The 16,905-nt window shown below is 68.0% G+C and carries 12 protein-coding genes and 1 tRNA gene; 3 read left to right on the top strand and 10 right to left on the bottom strand.

Annotated features, from left to right (window positions below; translation table 11 throughout):
• Position 1: 1 nt before the first annotated feature.
• Both ABTZ94_RS05025 and ABTZ94_RS05030 read right to left on the bottom strand, forming a co-directional pair.
• Positions 2 to 778 (bottom strand): transcriptional regulator, encoded by a 777-nt coding sequence (locus tag ABTZ94_RS05025; protein ID WP_351197578.1) that lies wholly within the window; start codon positions 776 to 778, stop codon positions 2 to 4.
• A gap of 109 nt (positions 779 to 887) precedes the next feature.
• Positions 888 to 962 (bottom strand) — tRNA-Leu (locus ABTZ94_RS05030).
• A 100-nt stretch (positions 963 to 1,062) separates the two neighbouring features.
• On the opposite strand from ABTZ94_RS05030, the gene ABTZ94_RS05035 reads away from it, so the two are divergent.
• Positions 1,063 to 1,719 carry an ANTAR domain-containing response regulator gene (locus ABTZ94_RS05035; RefSeq protein WP_351197580.1) on the top strand — a complete coding sequence of 219 codons (657 nt, stop codon included), beginning with the start codon at positions 1,063 to 1,065 and terminating at the stop codon, positions 1,717 to 1,719.
• Positions 1,720 to 1,797: 78 nt separating this feature from the next.
• On the opposite strand, the gene ABTZ94_RS05040 is transcribed toward ABTZ94_RS05035, so the two are convergent.
• From ABTZ94_RS05040 to ABTZ94_RS05070, 7 genes are all read right to left on the bottom strand, one after another.
• On the bottom strand, positions 1,798 to 2,514 hold the full coding sequence (locus tag ABTZ94_RS05040) for an ABC transporter ATP-binding protein (RefSeq protein WP_351197582.1): 717 nt from the start codon (positions 2,512 to 2,514) through the stop codon (positions 1,798 to 1,800).
• Entirely contained in the window at positions 2,511 to 3,404 is an 894-nt protein-coding gene (locus ABTZ94_RS05045; protein WP_351197606.1) for an ABC transporter ATP-binding protein, read from the bottom strand. Before ABTZ94_RS05045 ends, ABTZ94_RS05040 begins: the two co-directional genes overlap by 4 nt.
• Positions 3,405 to 3,409: 5 nt before the next feature.
• A complete protein-coding gene (locus ABTZ94_RS05050; RefSeq protein WP_351197584.1) occupies positions 3,410 to 5,209 on the bottom strand; it encodes a branched-chain amino acid ABC transporter permease in 1,800 nt (599 codons plus the stop codon).
• 5 nt (positions 5,210 to 5,214) lie between these two features.
• On the bottom strand, positions 5,215 to 6,144 hold the full coding sequence (locus ABTZ94_RS05055) for a branched-chain amino acid ABC transporter permease (RefSeq protein ID WP_351197586.1): 930 nt from the start codon (positions 6,142 to 6,144) through the stop codon (positions 5,215 to 5,217).
• A 110-nt stretch (positions 6,145 to 6,254) separates the two neighbouring features.
• Positions 6,255 to 7,469 (bottom strand): branched-chain amino acid ABC transporter substrate-binding protein, encoded by a 1,215-nt coding sequence (locus ABTZ94_RS05060; RefSeq protein WP_351197608.1) that lies wholly within the window; start codon positions 7,467 to 7,469, stop codon positions 6,255 to 6,257.
• Positions 7,470 to 8,131: 662 nt separating this feature from the next.
• The gene (locus tag ABTZ94_RS05065; protein ID WP_351197588.1) at positions 8,132 to 8,602 is read right to left on the bottom strand and encodes a PaaI family thioesterase; all 471 of its coding nucleotides are present in this window, start codon (positions 8,600 to 8,602) and stop codon (positions 8,132 to 8,134) included.
• 300 nt (positions 8,603 to 8,902) lie between these two features.
• Positions 8,903 to 11,215 (bottom strand): FdhF/YdeP family oxidoreductase, encoded by a 2,313-nt coding sequence (locus ABTZ94_RS05070; RefSeq protein WP_351197590.1) that lies wholly within the window; start codon positions 11,213 to 11,215, stop codon positions 8,903 to 8,905.
• Positions 11,216 to 11,374: 159 nt separating this feature from the next.
• Between ABTZ94_RS05070 and polA the strand changes: the two genes are divergently transcribed.
• Complete coding sequence (gene polA, locus ABTZ94_RS05075; RefSeq protein WP_351197592.1) at positions 11,375 to 14,086, top strand: DNA polymerase I; 2,712 nt, start codon at positions 11,375 to 11,377, stop codon at positions 14,084 to 14,086.
• A gap of 49 nt (positions 14,087 to 14,135) precedes the next feature.
• Here the strand turns inward: polA and ABTZ94_RS05080 are convergent, their stop codons facing one another.
• Positions 14,136 to 14,975, bottom strand: coding sequence for a DUF4184 family protein (locus tag ABTZ94_RS05080; RefSeq protein WP_351197594.1), 840 nt, complete (start codon positions 14,973 to 14,975; stop codon positions 14,136 to 14,138).
• Positions 14,976 to 15,161: 186 nt separating this feature from the next.
• Here ABTZ94_RS05080 and ABTZ94_RS05085 point away from each other — a divergent pair, with 186 nt between their 5' ends.
• Entirely contained in the window at positions 15,162 to 16,856 is a 1,695-nt protein-coding gene (locus ABTZ94_RS05085) for a lytic transglycosylase domain-containing protein (RefSeq protein WP_351197596.1), read from the top strand.
• Positions 16,857 to 16,905: the final 49 nt, after the last annotated feature.

Here is a 16,905-nt window from a genome sequence, read left to right on the forward strand (position 1 = left end):
GTCAGTACTTCGGCCCGACGTGGGCGTCCATGAGCGCGACGGACGCCCGTCGGGCGACGGAGATGTTGTACTTCTTGCCCGCGCGTGTGCAGTGCGTCCACTCGATGCCGAGCTTGTCGAGGGTGTCGGTGTAGAGCTGCCGGATGTCGTCCGACTTGTTGGTGAAGAAGTACCGGGGGTACTCGTAGCGCTTCCGTTCGCCACCGACGAGGCGACTGGTCCAGTTGGTGATCCGGCACCCGTCGGAGTGGATGAGGCCGCGGATGAATTCCCACAGGTGTGTGTCGACGATCTTCTGCTGCCAGGGTTCGAGAGCGATCTTGCGGTCGTGCTTCTTGCCAGATCCGTGCTGAGGGAAGAGGCAGGGCCAGTGCTTGCTGTGGCACGTCACGTTCTGGCAGCCCTGGCGCTGGACCCGGAACACCTTGTTGCCAGGACGTACGGCCTGCATGGCTTCGGCGCAGGCGTCGATGAGCCCCGGCCAGGCATCGGCGCAGGCGATGCGGAGGAAGTACACGCCCCTTCTGGCGGAGCTGATGCAGCCGTCCCCGAGATAGAGGCCCAGCAAGTAGGCGTACGCGGCGGGGTCTTCAGGATCACTCGGCATGTCGCCGCACCGCGGACAGTCCGCAGCGCGGCTCCAGCCGAGGGGCTCTATTCGTGTCTGCCACGAGCGGATGGCGGCGCGCGAGATGCCGGTCTGCTTGCTTACGGAATTTTGGCTGAAGCCCTGGGCGATGAGTGCCAGAGCACGCTTGCGCGTATCAAGGTCGTACACGTAGCCGAGTCTGGCCGGACCGTGAAGCCGGGCCGCGGATTCCGCGAGGCGATCACACGATCAAGTGGAGTGTTCCCATTCCCTTGCGGCCTTGGAATCGAAGGAAAAGTACCCCGAGTCGGACTCGAACCGACACTGTATGGGTTTTGAATCCATTGTCTCTAACCAATTGGACTACCGGGGCTCGCTGAATCGTAGGTTTCCCTCGACCCGCTGAGCATCCACCTTACCGCAGCTAGGTAGGCTCTTGGCAGCAGTACCCCTGTCTTGAACAAGGAGCCCCCGTGACCGCCCCCGAGTCGCCCCAGCCCGCCGACGACGACAAGTCGCACGTTCCGCCGCTGACGACCCGCGTCGTCATCGCCGAGGACGAGGCGCTCATCCGTCTCGACCTCAAAGAGATGCTGGAGGAAGAGGGCTACGCGGTCGTCGGCGAGGCCGGTGACGGGCAGAAGGCCGTCGAGCTCGCCCGGGAGCACCGGCCGGACCTGGTCATCCTCGATGTGAAGATGCCGATCCTCGACGGGATCTCCGCCGCGGAGAAGATCGCTGAGGAGTCCATCGCGCCCGTCCTGATGCTCACGGCGTTCTCGCAGCGCGATCTTGTCGAGCGGGCCAGGGACGCCGGGGCGATGGCGTACCTCGTGAAGCCGTTCAGCAAGAGCGATGTGGTGCCGGCCATCGAGATGGCGGTGTCGCGGTTCGCGGAGCTGAAGGCGCTGGAGGGGGAGGTCGCCGACCTTGCGCAGCGGCTGGAGACGCGGAAGCTGGTGGATCGCGCGAAGAGCATCCTGCAGACGGATTACGGTCTGTCGGAGCCGGCCGCGTTCCGGTGGATCCAGAAGACGTCGATGGATCGTCGGCTGTCGATGCAGCAGCTTGCCGAGGCGTTGATCGAGGATGCCGAGGAGAAGAAGAGGGCGGCGAAGGACGGCGAGTAGCCGTCTGCGTGGATACGGATGAGGCCCGCACCCCGGATTGATCGGGGTGCGGGCCTCATCCGTGTGGAGGGGTGCGGGTCAGTCCTCGCCGAGGTACGCCTTGCGGACGGACTCGTCGTGGAGGAGGTCCGAGCCGGTGCCGGAGAGGACGATCTTGCCGACCTCCATGACGTGGCCGTGGTCGGCGAGGGAGAGTGCGGCCTGGGCGTTCTGCTCGACGAGCAGGATGGTGGTGCCCTGGGCCTTGAGTTCGACGATGGTCTCCATGATCTTCTGCATCATGATCGGGGAGAGGCCCATGGAGGGTTCGTCGAGCATCAGGAGCTTGGGCTGGCACATGAGGGCTCTGCCCATGGCGAGCATTTGCTGTTCGCCGCCCGAGAGGGTTCCGGCGGCCTGCTTCCGGCGTTCCCCGAGGATGGGGAAGAGGTCGTAGGCGCGCTGGATGTCCTTCTCGATGCCTGCCTTGTCGTTGCGGAGGTAGGCGCCGAGTTGGAGGTTCTCGGTGATCGTCAGCCGGGGGAAGATGTGGCGTCCCTCGGGGGAGTGGGCGAGGCCCAGGGAGACGATCTTGTGGGCCGGGATGTTGTTGAGTGGTTTGCCGTCGAAGAGGATGCTGCCGCCGACGGGCTTGAGGAGCCCGGAGAGGGTGCGCAGGGTGGTGGTCTTGCCTGCACCGTTGGTGCCGATGAGGGTGACGACCTGGCCGGCTTCGACGGTGAAGGAGATGCCTTTGACGGCTTCGATCTTGCCGTAGGCGACGCGGAGGTCCTCGACCTCTAGCAGTGCGGTCATCGGGTGTCCTCCTCCTCGGTGCTGGTGGTGCTGGTGGTGTCGGCCGCCTTGGTGGTGCCTGCTTCGGCGGCTTCGACCTCGGCGACTTCTTCGGCGCCGGGGGCGCCTTCGAAGGGGGTGCCGAGGTAGGCGGCGACGACGCGTTCGTCGCTCTGGACGATGTCGGAGGTGCCTTCGACGAGCTTCTCGCCCTGGACGAGGACGGCGACGCGGTCGCAGAGGTTGAAGATGAACCGCATGTCGTGCTCGATGACGAGGACGGCGATGCCCTGGTCACGGATGGCGAAGATGAGTTCTTCGGTGACGCGGGTTTCCTGCGGGTTCATGCCGGCGGTGGGCTCGTCGAGGAGGAGGAGTCCGGGGTCGCTGGCCAGTGCGCGGGCGATTTCCAGCTTGCGCTGGTCTCCGTAGGGGAGGTTGCGCGCGAGGTGGTCGGCCTTGTCCTGGAGGCCGATGAACTCCAGGAGTTCCATTGCTCGTTCGCGGCTGGCGTGTTCGGCCTTGGTGAAGCCGGGGAGTCGCAGGAGGGCGGACCAGAGGCCTTCCTTGGTCCTGGTGTGGCGTCCGACGAGGACGTTTTCCAGGACGGTCATGTTGGCGAAGAGCCGGATGTTCTGGAAGGTGCGGGCGATGCCTGCCTGGGTGACGAGGTGGGGCTTGGGCGGCAGGACGGTGCCCTTGTAGCTGACCTGGCCCTCGGTGGGGATGTACAGGCCGGTGAGGCAGTTGAAGAAGGTGGTTTTGCCGGCGCCGTTGGGGCCGATGAGGCCGACGATCTCGCCCGCGTTGACGGTGAGGTCGACGTTGCGTACGGCGGTGAGGCCGCCGAAGCGCATGGTGACGCCGCTTGCGTCGAGGACGGTGGTGGCGGTTTTCGTGGTGGTGGTCATGGTGGTCACGCCCCCGCCTTGGCGATGCCGGCGCCGGTCTCTTCGGACTGCCGTGGCTCCGGTACGTCGAGCTGGTCGGTCTCGTGGAATTCGAGCTGCTTCCTGCGGTCGGCGACCAGGCCTTCGGGGCGCAGGCGCATCAGGAGGATGAGTGCGACGCCGAAGAGGAAGAGCTGGTAGTCCTGCATGAACTGCAGCTTGGCCGGGATGAGGTAGAGCAGTGCGGCGCCGACGAGGGGTCCGCTGAGGGTTCCCATGCCGCCGAGGATGACGGCGGCGAGGAGGAATGCGGAGTTGGGCGGTACGGAGCCGGAGAACTGGTACTGCTCGGGTGTCACTGTGTAGTTGACGTGTGCCTGGACGGTTCCGGCGAGGCCGGCGAGGGTGGCGCCGAGGGCGAAGGCGAGCAGTTTGAGCCGGAAGGCGTTGATGCCCATGGCGGTGGCTGCGGTTTCGTCCTCGCGGATGGCGACCCAGGCGCGGCCGATGCGGGATTCTCCGGAGCGGCGGAAGACGAGGACGACGACGGCGGTGAAGACGAGCATCAGCAGGTAGTAGTTGGCGGACCTGCCGAGGTTGAAGCCGAGGATGTCGTGCTTGAGTCCGAAGTCGAATCCGAAGAATTTGAGGTCGGGGATGCTCGGGATGCCTTGGGAGCCGTTGGTGAGGTCGGGTCCGCTGTTGCCGTTGAGGTTGTTCACGGTGAGGCGGAAGATTTCACCGAAGCCGAGGGTGACGATGGCCAGGTAGTCGCCGCGCAGTCGCAGTGTGGGGGCGCCGATGAGGACGCCGAAGATGAGCGAGGCGCCGGCGCCGGTGAGGACGGCGGCCCAGAAGGGGAATTCGACGCCGATGGCCGACATGGTGGAGCCGGAGACCAGGGCGGCGGCGTAGGCGCCGACGCCGAGGAAGGCGACGTATCCGAGGTCGAGGAGTCCGGCGAGGCCGACGACGACGTTGAGGCCGAGTGCCACGGTTGCGAAGATGAGGATGTTGGCGCCGATGAGCGCGTATTCCTCCTTCTGCTGTGTGAACGGGAAGCAGACGGCTGCGACGAAGGCGGCGGCGAGGGTGATCTGGCGGTGCTTGGTGGTGAGTGTGGTGAGGCGGGAGACGAGTCCGGCGCGGTGGAGCGCGGTGAAGGCGAAGCCGACGGTGATGAGGAAGCCGATGAAGAGTTCGGCGTAGTCGGTGTCGATTCCGTAGGCGAAGATGTAGAGGCCGATGCCGAAGGCTATGGCGATGGTGAGGATTTCGGCCCAGGCGGGGAGGGCTTTGGCGCGGCGGGCCGGTGGGGCGCTGAGGCTGTTGCGGAAGCGCTGCCAGGCGGTGGTTGCCGTTTTGGTGCTGGGGATGGGCTGGTCGCCGGGGAGTCCGAGTGCGGCGATGGCGGCGATGAGTGCGCCGATGCCGCTGACCCAGGCGCCGGGTTCCAGGTTGACGATGCCGCCGAGGTCGTACGCGATGGCGCCGATGGTGTAGCCGGTGGTGCCGAGGGTGCCGAGTGCCAGGAGGCGGACGGGGCTGTTGGTGCCGCCGGGGGTGAGTGAGCCGAGGCCCAGGATGCCGTACCCGGACAGCGTGAAGAGCAGGGTGAGTGCGGCGCTGATGAGGGTGAGGACCTGGAGGCCGCCGGGGTAGCCGGTGACGGTGAGGTCGCCGGGGAATTCGCTGGTCCAGGTCCAGGCGAGGAAGGTGCCGGCGAGTGCGACGGCTGCGCCGGTGAGGGTGCCGATGCGGGCCGCGGCTGTGGGGATCGCGAGGAGGGGGGCGGCTGCGGGCGTGGTGGTGTGGTTGGTGGTCATGCGTATCACGCCCGATCCGCGACGCGTTCGCCGAGCAGGCCCTGGGGGCGGAGCAGGAGGACGATGATGAGGAGGACGAAGGCCCATACGTCCTTCCAGGCGCCGCCGCCGAAGAGTTCCATGCCGGGGACGTTGCTCATGTAGCCGGTGGCGAGGGATTCGGCGATGCCGAGTACGACGCCGCCGAGCATGGCGCCGTAGATGTTGCCGATGCCGCCGAGTACGGCTGCGGTGAAGGCTTTGAGGCCCATGATGAAGCCCATTTTGAAGCCGATCTGGCCGTTTTTGAGCCCGTAGGCGACGGCGGCGACGGCGGCGAACGCGGCACCGATGGCGAAGGCCATGACGATGATGCGGTCGGTGTTGATGCCCATGAGCTTTGCGGTGTCGGGGTCCTGGCTGGTGGCCTGCATGCCGCGGCCGGAGCGGGTTTTGGAGACGAAGAGCCCGAGGGCGAGCATGCAGATGGGGGCTGTGATGAGGACGAAGAGGTCACCGCGTTGGATGTGGGCGCCGAAGATGTCGATTGCTTCGCCCTTGAACTGGGGGAAGGAGCGGTCCTTCTTGGCGTCGGGGTACCACTTCCAGATGGCCTGCTGGAGTGCGAGGGAGAGTCCGATCGCGGTGATCAGCGGGGCCAGTCGTGGGGCGGTGCGCAGGGGCCGGTAGGCGAAGCGTTCGGCGGCTGCGCTGACGGTGACGGAGCATATGACGCCGCCGATGATCATGAGTGGGATGATCGCGAGGAGGGAGACGCCGGCCGGCATCCAGAGGTACACGGTGAGAGCTCCGAAGCCTCCGATCATGAAGATCTCGCCGTGGGCGAAGTTGATGAGCTGGATGATTCCGTAGACCATCGTGTAGCCGATCGCGATGAGACCGTACATCGCGCCGAGGATGAGTCCATTGGCCAGCTGTTGCGGCAGTTCGTTCACCGCAGGGCCTCCGTGGAGTGGTTCGGATATGGCACCGCGCGGGAGTGCTGGTAGCGCTCCCGCGCGGTCTGGTGTCAGTCAGTGCGTTGCCCGGGAGGGCCCTGTTGGGGTCAGGGCTTGTAGGCCTCGCTGAGCTTGGAGGTCCACTTGCCGCTGTCGACCTGGTAGGCGGTCATCATGGTGTTGGTGGTGTCGCCGTATTCGTCGAAGGAGACGGGGCCGGTGACGCCTTCGAACTTGACCTTGGCCATGGCCGCGAGGACCTTGGCGCGGGCGTCGTCGCCGCTGGGGAGCTTGCCGCCGTTCTCGGCGACGGCGATCTTGACGGCCTCGATGATCGACCAGGTGGCGTCGTAGGTGCCGCCGCCGTAGGCCTCGTAGGCGTCCTTGTATCCGGCGGCCTTGTAGTCCGCGATGAACTTCTTGGCGGAGTCGAGTTCCTCGACGGGCTTGCCGACGGAGGTGGCGATGTCGCCCTGGGCCTTCTTGTTGAGCTTGATGAAGTCGGCGCTGTACATGCCGTCGCCGCCCATGAGGGGGATCTGGACGCTGTCCTTGAGCTGCTGGCTCAGGGGTGCGCCGGCGGGGTATTCGCCGCCGTAGTAGACGGCCTTGGCGCCGGACTTCTTGACCTTGGTGACTACGGCGTTGAAGTCGCGGTCGTCGGGGTTGACGTGGTCGGTGCCGACGATCTTGCCGCCGAGTTTGGTGAAGGTCGCCTTGAAGGAGGCGGCGAGGCCGGCGCCGTACGGCTTCTGGTCGTCGATGAGGTAGACCTGCTTGACCTTCGCGTTGTTGAAGAGGTATTTCGCTGCGAAGGCGCCCTGGATCTGGTCCGTGGTGGCGGTGCGGAAGTAGGTCTTGTAGGGGCGCTGCTTGTCGTCGGTCTTCCAGTTCTCGCCCTGGGTGAGCTCGGTGCCCGTGTTGGCGGGGGAGACCTGGGTGAGGCCGGCGTCGTTGAGCGGCTTCTGCATCGACTGGGAGACGCCGGAGTTCAGGGGGCCGACGACGCCGACGACGGTGTCGTCGTCGATGAACTTCTGGGCGTTCTGCTGGCCGACGGAGGGCTGTGCCTGGTCGTCGAGCGGCTTGACCTCGAACTTGATGCCGGGGACGGTGTTTTCCTTGTTCGCCATCTTGGCGGCGAGGTCGGCGGAGTTCTTGATGCCGAGGCCGAGGGCGGACAGGTCGCCGGTGATGGGCGAGTCGACGCCGATGACGACGGTCTGGGTGTCGCCGTTGCCGCCCTTCTTGTTGTCGTCGCGCGACCCGCAGGCGGTGAGTGTCAGTGCTCCTGTGGTGAGCACTGTGGTGAGGATGAGCAAAGAACGGTGTCGCACGAAAGGTCCTTTCCCTGGCGCGGCCTCCTCTGCTTGAGGTGCCGTGTCGTTCGCCGGGCCGTACTGGTTGGTACAGGGCCGTGCTGCAGACGCGCCCGGCGGCGCGGTGACTGGCGGTGACTCTAGGCGCAGGTGTGGGGGTCCGGGATGGGTCCGCCGCAGGATGTGACTGTCTTGTTATGCCCTTGAGCAAGGCTTGAGGTGGCTGTGCGGACATGTACGGTTTTTTTTACCGGCCGGTGAAGTGACCGCATGGTGAGAACACGCAGCTCCGCTAAGGGGCTTGAGCGGATCTTGCTGCTGTCGCGCGGCGAGAGCCTCATGAGGGTGCGACGAGCCGCTCGGTGTCTGCGGGGCCGGGTTCGGAGTGCTGCGCGGAGTCGTTGGCGCACTGCACTTTTGTTACGCAGTGTCACATCGGAGTTGATGTGGTCGACGCGGTGTTGTGTGCGCGGAGTGTGTGCGGGGTGTGTTCGGGGCGTCGAGTTGGCCACACAACGGACCGTGGAATCAAGGGTGTTGGCCGGTTTATTTGCTCAATGATGCCTGGTGCGTGGGTGGTTGTGGGTGGGAATGACGCTGCCCGGCCGGATCGTGGTCCGGCCGGGCAGCGGTGTCGGGGGTGTCGTGCGGTGTGTTTCGGCCGGTCAGGCGGCGCTGGGCTGGGGTGCGTCGCGGAGCATGCAGGTGAGGCGGGCGGTGCAGACCCGCTTGTCGTGCTCGTCGGAGATGACGATCTCGTACGTGGCGGTGGAGCGGCCGCGGTGTACGGGGGTGGCGACGCCCGTGACGATTCCGCTCCGTACCCCTCGGTGATGGGTGCAGTTGAGGTCGACGCCGACGGCGAGCTTGGTGACGCCGCCGTGGAGCATGGAGCCGACCGAGCCGAGGGTCTCGGCGAGGACGGCGGAGGCGCCGCCGTGGAGCAGTCCGTACGGCTGGGTGTTGCCCTCGACGGGCATGGTGCCGACGACGCGGTCCGCGGAGGCTTCGACGATGGTGACGCCCATCCGCTCGCCGAGGTGGCCGGCGGAGAAGAGTGCGGGCAGGTCGACGCCGAGTACGGCGTATTCGTCGATGATCTCCTGGGGGAACTTGGGTGCGGTGTGCTCGCCCATGGGGTCCGGCTCCGATCGTCTGCGTGGTTCATAGTTTTGTTGCTGTGTGCATCGTTCTTATCAGACGACTGAGCGAACGCTTAGGGCGTGTGTCGAAAGTAGCGTCGTCCGCCCGCAGGGCGGGGTCGGGGGTGCCTGGCGCGTGCGATCGCAGGGCGGAGGGAGGAGAGCGCAGCGGGCAGCGGGCTGCGCCGACGACCGACAACGCGGCGAGGATGGGGTCTCCCCTGCTCGAGCGAAAGCCGAGAGCTTGGGGAAGTGCCAGGCACCCCCGGCCAGACGGGACTTTCGACACACGCCCTAGCGGGTTGTGGGTGCGGATTGCTCCTGGGCGGTCTGTCCCTGGATGTTCTCGAAGCGCACGACGACGGACTTGCTGGCGGGGGTGTTGCTGGTGTCGGCGGTGGAGTCGAGGGGGACCAGCACATTGGTCTCCGGGTAGTAGGCGGCGGCGCAGCCCCGGGCGGTCGGGTAGTGGACGATGCGGAAGCCGGGGGCGCGGCGCTCCACGCCGTCCTTCCATTCGCTGACGAGGTCGGTGTAGGCGCCGTCGGCCAGGCCGAGGGTGCGGGCGTCGTCGGGGTTGACCAGGACGACGCGGCGGCCGCCCTTGATGCCGCGGTAGCGGTCGTCGAGGCCGTAGACCGTGGTGTTGTACTGGTCGTGCGAGCGCAGGGTCTGCAACAGCAGCCTGCCTTCGGGGAGTTCGGGGTACTCGACCGGCGCGGCGGTGAAGTTGGCCTTGCCGGTCGTGGTGGGGAAGCGGCGCTCGTCGCGCGGGGCGTGCGGGAGGGTGAAGCCGCCGGGGTGGGCGATGCGGGCGTTGAAGTTCTCGAAGCCGGGGACGACGCGGGAGATGCGGTCGCGGATCGTCGCGTAGTCCTTCTCGAACTCCTCCCAGGGGGTGGCGGATTCGGGTCCGAGGACGGCGCGGGCGAGGCGGGCGACGATGGCGGGCTCGGACAGCAGATGGGGGCTGGCCGGGGTGAGATTGCCGCGCGAGGCGTGGACCATGCTCATGGAGTCCTCGACGGTGACGAACTGCTTGCCGCTCGCCTGGACGTCCTTGTCGGTACGGCCCAGTGTCGGCAGGATCAGCGCGCGGGTGCCGGTGACGGCGTGCGAGCGGTTGACCTTGGTGGAGACGTGGACGGTGAGGCGGGCGCGGCGCATGGCGGCTTCGGTGACGTCCGTGTCGGGGGTGGCTGCGACGAAGTTGCCGCCCATGGCGAAGAAGACCTTGGCGTCGCCGTCGCGCAGGGCCTGGATGGAGCGGACGACGTCGTAGCCGTGGTGGCGTGGTGAGGTGATGGAGAATTCCTTGTCGAGGGCGTCGAGGAATTCGGGTGCGGGCCGTTCGAAGATGCCCATGGTGCGGTCACCCTGGACGTTGGAGTGGCCGCGGACGGGGCAGACTCCGGCGCCGGGACGGCCGATGTTGCCGCGCAGCAGAAGGAAGTTGACGACTTCGCGGATGGTCGGCACGGAGTGCTTGTGCTGGGTGAGGCCCATGGCCCAGCAGACGATGGTGCGCTTCGAGGCGAGGACCATCGCGAGGGCCTCTTCGATGGCGCCGCGGTCGAGGCCGGTGGCGGTGAGGGTCTGCTCCCAGTCGGCTTCGCGGGCCGCGGTCACGAACTCCTCGTAACCATGGGTGTGGTCCTGTACGAAGGTTTCGTCGACGGCGCCCTCGGTGTCCAGGATCATCTTGTTGAGGAGCCGGAAGAGGGCCTGGTCGCCGCCGATGCGGATCTGGAGGAAGAGGTCGTTGAGCGCGGCGCCCTTGATCATGCCGAGCGGGGTCTGCGGGTTCTTGAACCGCTCCAGACCGGCCTCGGGCAGCGGATTCACCGAAATGATCTTTGCGCCCGCGGACTTGGCCTTCTCCAGGGCGGAGAGCATCCGGGGGTGGTTCGTGCCGGGATTCTGCCCGGCGACGATGATCAGGTCCGCCTGGTGGAGGTCCTCCAGCGAGACGCTGCCCTTGCCGATGCCGATGGTTTCCGTCAGTGCCGAGCCGGAGGACTCGTGGCACATGTTGGAGCAGTCGGGGAGGTTGTTCGTGCCGAACTCGCGGGCGAACAGCTGGAGCAGGAACGCGGCCTCGTTGCTGGTGCGCCCCGAGGTGTAGAAGAGGGCCTCGTCGGGGGAGGTGAGCGCGCCCAGCTCCTCGGCGATGATGCCGAAGGCCCGCTCCCAGGTCACCGCCTCGTACCGCTCGGCGCCCTCGGGGAGGTACATCGGCTGGGTGATCCGTCCCTGCTGGCCCAGCCAGTACCCGCTGCGCGAGGCGAGGTCGGCGACCGGGTGCGCGGCGAAGAATTCGGGGGTGACGCGGCGCAGCGTCGCTTCCTCGGCGACGGCTTTGGCGCCGTTCTCGCAGAATTCGGCCGTGTGTCGTTTGTCGCCTTCGGGCCAGGCGCAGCCGGGGCAGTCGAAGCCGTTCTTCTGGTTGACCTTGAGGAGGGTCTGCGCGGTGCGTCGCACGCCCATCTGCTGCTGGGCGATGAGCAGGCTGTGGGCGACGGCCGGCAGTCCGGCGGCGGCGTGCTGTGCTGCCTCGACCCGCGGCGCATCCTGGACCGGGTCATCTGCGGGCGGCTTCGTGGCCATTTCGTGCTCCTCTTTGAGCCAACAGCGAACCTGCGCAGCGCGCTGTACGCATTGATGCGGTACGTGTTCCTGCGTCGATCCTGTCACGAGGCACCGACAGAGCGTTCGGCGAGCCGGGTCCGGTCGGGATTGTCAGTGGTCCGTGGCAGGATCGGGGGCGTGGCTGAGACGGCATCGAAGAAGACGGCAGACAACCGACCGCGCCTGCTCCTGATGGACGGGCACTCCCTGGCGTACCGGGCGTTCTTTGCGCTGCCTGCGGAGAATTTCACGACAGGGTCGGGGCAGCCGACGAACGCGGTGTACGGCTTCGCGTCGATGCTGGCGAACACGTTGCGTGACGAGGCGCCGACGCATTTCGCGGTGGCGTTCGACGTCTCCCGCAAGACCTGGCGCTCGGAGGAGTTCCCCGAGTACAAGGCGAACCGCTCGAAGACCCCGGACGAGTTCAGGGGCCAGGTCGAGCTGATCGGCGAGCTGCTCGACGCGATGCACGCCGACCGTTTCGCGGTCGACGGTTTCGAGGCGGACGATGTCATCGCCACGTTGGCCACGCAGGCCGAGGCGGCCGGCTTCGAGGTGCTGATCGTCACCGGTGACCGGGATTCGTTCCAGCTGATCACGGACGACGTCACCGTGCTGTACCCGACGAAGGGTGTCTCGGAGCTGACGCGCTTCACCCCGGCGAAGGTCGAGGAGAAGTACGGGCTCACGCCGCAGCAGTACCCGGACTTCGCGGCGCTGCGCGGTGACCCGTCGGACAATCTTCCGGGTATTCCCGGCGTCGGTGAGAAGACCGCAGCGAAGTGGATCAACCAGTTCGGTTCGTTCGACGAGCTGGTGGAGCGCGCCGATGAGGTCAAGGGCAAGGCCGGTCAGAATTTCCGGGACCACCTGGACGCGGTGCGGCTCAATCGCCGGCTGACCGAGATGGTCCGCGATGTGGAGCTGCCGAAGACCCCGCAGGACCTGGAGCGCGCACCGTACGACCGCACCGCGGTGACAGGGGTGCTGGACGTCCTGGAGATTCGTAACCCGAGCCTGCGCGAGCGGCTGCTGGCCGTCGACCCGGGCGCGGCCGAGGACGAGGCCCCGGCGCCTGCCGCGGGCGTCGAGCTGGACGGCGCGGTGCTGGGCGCGGGCGAGCTGGCGCCCTGGCTCGTCGAGCACGGCGAGCAGCCGCTCGGCGTCGCCACCGTCGACACCTGGGCGGTGGGCAGCGGCACGGTCACCGAGATCGCGCTCGCCGCGGCCGACGGGGCGGCGGCCTGGTTCGACCCTGCAGGGCTCGACGAGGGCGACGAGCACGCGTTCGCCGCCTGGATCGCCGATGCGCACCGGCCGAAGGTCATGCACAACGCGAAGAGTGTCATGCGGGTCTTCCCCGAGCATGGCTGGCGGGTCGATGGCGTCACGATGGACACCGCGCTGGCCGCCTATCTGGTCAAGCCCGGCCGCCGTTCCTTCGCGCTGGACGCGCTGGCGGTGGAGTATCTGGGCCGGGAACTGGCTCCCGCGGCGGCGTCCGACGGCCAGCTGGCCTTCGGCGCGGACGACCAGGCCGAGGCCGACGCCCTGATGACGCAAGCCCGCGCGGTCCTGGATCTGGGCGACGCGTTCACCGCCCGGCTGGCAGAGGTCGGCGCGGCCGAGCTGCTGCACGACATGGAGCTGCCGACGTCCGCTCTGCTGGCCCGTCTGGAGCGGCACGGCATCGCCGCCGACCGGGCCCATCTGGAAGGCATGGAGCAGCAGTTCGCCGGTGCGGTGCAGCAGGCGGTGAAGGAGGCGCACGCCGCGGTCGGCCGCGAGTTCAACCTCGGCTCGCCCAAGCAGCTCCAGGAAGTCCTCTTCGGTGAGCTGGGCCTGCCCAGGACGAAGAAGACGAAGACCGGGTACACGACGGACGCCGACGCCCTGGCCTGGCTCGCCGCACAGACCGAGCACGAGCTGCCGGTCATCATGCTGCGCCACCGCGAGCAGGCGAAGCTGCGGGTCACCGTCGAGGGCCTGATCAAGACGATCGCGGCGGACGGCCGTATCCACACCACGTTCAACCAGACGGTGGCGGCGACGGGTCGGCTCTCCTCCACCGATCCCAACCTGCAGAACATCCCGGTCCGTACGGACGAGGGCCGGGCCATCCGCCGGGGCTTCGTCGTCGGCGAGGGCTTCGAATCGCTGATGACGGCCGACTACAGCCAGATCGAACTGCGGGTGATGGCCCACCTCTCCGAGGACGCGGGTCTGATCGAGGCGTTCACCTCCGGCGAGGACCTGCACACCACCGTCGCCTCGCAGGTCTTCGGCGTCGGCAAGTCGGCCGTCGACCCGGAGATGCGCCGCAAGATCAAGGCCATGAGCTACGGACTCGCGTACGGGCTCTCCGCGTTCGGCCTCTCCCAGCAGCTGAACATCGAGGCGGGTGAGGCGCGCGGCCTGATGGACACCTACTTCGAGCGGTTCGGCGGAGTGCGTGACTATCTGCGCCGCGTGGTGGAGGAGGCCAGGGCCACCGGCTACACGGAGACGGTCTTCGGCCGCCGCCGCTACCTCCCCGACCTCAACAGCGACAACCGCCAGCGCCGCGAGATGGCTGAGCGGATGGCGCTCAACGCACCGATCCAGGGCACAGCGGCGGACATCGTCAAGGTCGCCATGCTCCATGTCGACCGGGCGCTGACCGAGGCGAAGCTGAAGTCCCGGATGCTGCTCCAGGTCCATGACGAAATCGTCCTGGAGATCGCCGAGGGCGAGCGGGCGCAGGTGGAGGAGATTCTCCGCCACGAGATGTCCACGGCCGTGCAGTTGCGCGCCCCGTTGGATGTCTCGGTGGGTGTCGGTACGGACTGGGAGTCCGCGGCGCACTGACGCGGCGGCGCGCCGGACGGGTCAGGGGGTTCAGGACACCCCTGGCGAATCAGGCCCGTCCGGCGACCGGGGGTGCGGACACGCGCGGTCGTCGCAGCCGCATCCACGCCCCGTACAGCACCAGGCCCACCGCCAGTCCCGCCCCGGCGCCGAAGCAGGCGGTCGGGATGATGTCGAGCGGGGTGTCGATGTGCTCGAAGTACGCATACCAGCGTGCGCACCGGTGCACGACACCGAGCAGTACGCAGACGCTCAGCAGCACCCCCGCCGACCACCGCCCCCGACGGCCCAGCGCCGGCACGGACGACGGGACCGGGCGCGCACCGGTCCGCCCCAGCCCCGAAGCCGTGAACCAGGCGAGCGCGGCCAGCGCCACCGCCGAACTGCCGTACTGCACCAACTGGAACACGGGAAGCCCACCGACGCTCCCGTCGAGCACCGGCACCAACCGCACACCCCACCGGTCGTGATGGGTGAAGGCGTCCCAGACGACATGGGTGGCGGACCCCATGACCGCCGACAGCACGAACCACCCACCGTCCCGGACACCCCACGCCCCCCGGCCGGATCCGTGCCGCTGCCCTCGCACGAACGCATGCACCCGCCCCTGCCAGGCCCTCGGCAGCAGCGCCACCAACGGTTCGCGCAGCAGCAGCCACAGCGCCACCACGGCCGCGGTGATCAGCACATCGACCGTGAACACGCCCCACACCGAGTGGGTGACCTGCCCGAACTCCATGGCACCCGGGATCGCGGTGTCCGCGTAGTACGTCATGTCGGGGGCGAACGAACCAGCGACGAGGGCAGAGGCGAGAAGCGGCCCGCGCGCCGTTCCGTTCCGCCGCATCCCTGGCAGCACGGCCGCGGCATGACTGAGTGTGAACGGCATGGCGGCAAGTATGCGCGAGCCGCCGTCGCCCGCCCGACGGCCGCCGTACGACTTGCGGTCCTGAACGTGAAAAACAGGTAAGAATCGGTCAGTGCGCGCTGTTGCGGCGGCACATGTTGCCGTAGGGTCGCCTGAGTCCTGGCGCTGGGGAGCGCGGACAGCCGTCGAAGGGGAGGGGCCAGAGGTATGGCAGCGCAATTCGGTCGCCGACTTCGCAAGGGGGCGACCACTACCGCTGTGGCCGCCGTTGCCGTGGCGGCGCTCTCCGCCTCAGGGGCCCCTGGCGCAACGCTGGTCACCGAGAGCGGCGATCAGCAGCCCGCAACGACACCTTCACCCGACGACAGCGCGGCCACGGGCAACTCGCCGTACTACACGGACCTGCCCCCGCTGAACACGCCCAACAAGCCGGGAACCACCTCCCATCTGCCCATCACCGGCACTGCGGAGTCCGGCATACCGGCTTCGATCCTGGCCGCGTACAAGAAGGCCGAACAGACCGTCGCCGGCAGCGACGCCGCCTGCCGGCTGCCGTGGCAGCTGCTCGCCGCGATCGGCAAGGTCGAGTCCGGCCAGGCACGCGGCGGCAGGGTCGACGCGAACGGCACCACGTTCTCCCCGATCCTCGGGCCGGTCCTCGACGGCCGGGGTTTCGCCATGATCAAGGACACCGACAACGGGGCGTACGACGGGGACTCGACGCACGACCGTGCCGTCGGCCCGATGCAATTCATCCCGTCCACCTGGGCGACCTGGGGCCAGGACGGCAACGGAGACGGCCGCAAGGACCCCAACAACATCTACGACGCGGCGCTCGCCGCCGGACGCTATCTGTGCGCCGGCTCCCGCGATCTGTCCATCGCCACGGATCTCGACCGGGCGGTCCTGAGCTACAACCACTCGGACGCCTACCTCCGTACGGTCCGCTCCTGGTTCGACTACTACAAGCGCGGCACCTACGAGATCCCCGACGGCACCGGCGTGGTCCCGCCGGGCCTCGGCGGCGGTACGGACCCGAGTCCGAACCCTGGCACCCCCGGCACCTCGCCGTCCCCGACCCCGCCCCGGAAGCCGAAGCCGCAGAAGCCGGGCGGCGGCACTCCGACCACTCCGAAGCCCACGCCGCCCAAGCCCACACCGCCCAAGCCCACGCCCCCCACGCCTCCCAAGCCCGCGCCGTCCCAGACCCTCGCAGGGGTGGAGAACGCCGGCACCGGCGCGCTCACCGCCACCGCGGGCGACGCCTTCGCCGAGCGGATCAAGGTGCGGGCCAGGAACAAGCTCGGCGGCCCGCTCGCCAAGGTGTCCGTGACCTTCACCGTCACGGGTGATACGGACGCCACCTTCGCAGGTGGGAAGAGCGCGGTCACCCTGGTCACCGGAGCCGACGGCACGGTCACCGCCCCCGCTCTGCAGGCGGGCGAGAAGACGGGGAAGTTCACGGTGCGGGCCGTCGCCACCGGCCGCTCGCTGCCCGCCGTCACCTACACCGCGACCGTCACCGCCCGACAGGCCGACGCGATCGCCAGGACCGACGACAAGGCACTGACCGCCGCGCCCGGCGCCGAGTTCGCCGACGCCGTCGAGGTCGAGGCCACCTACAAGGACGCGATCGCCGCAGGTGTCGCCGTCACCGCAACCATGATCACCGACGCCGCGGAGCCGGTCGAGAACGACAAGGGCCCGTACTTCAAGAACGCGGACGGCAAGACGGTCCGTACCCTCACGGACCTCAAGACCGACGCCGACGGCATCCTGAAGCTCCCGAAGATCTATGCCGACGACACCGCCGGCACGTACAAGCTGCGCCTCACCACCGAGGGCGGCGCCACGGTCGTCATCGAACTCAAGGTCGAGGCCCCGGCGGCCCCCGCCGCCTGACCCGTCAGGCCGCACGTCACAACAGCCCCTGCGCCACCACGTGGCGCAG

This window comes from Streptomyces sp. NPDC002785 (genome assembly GCF_040295565.1).
GTDB lineage: Bacteria > Actinomycetota > Actinomycetes > Streptomycetales > Streptomycetaceae > Streptomyces.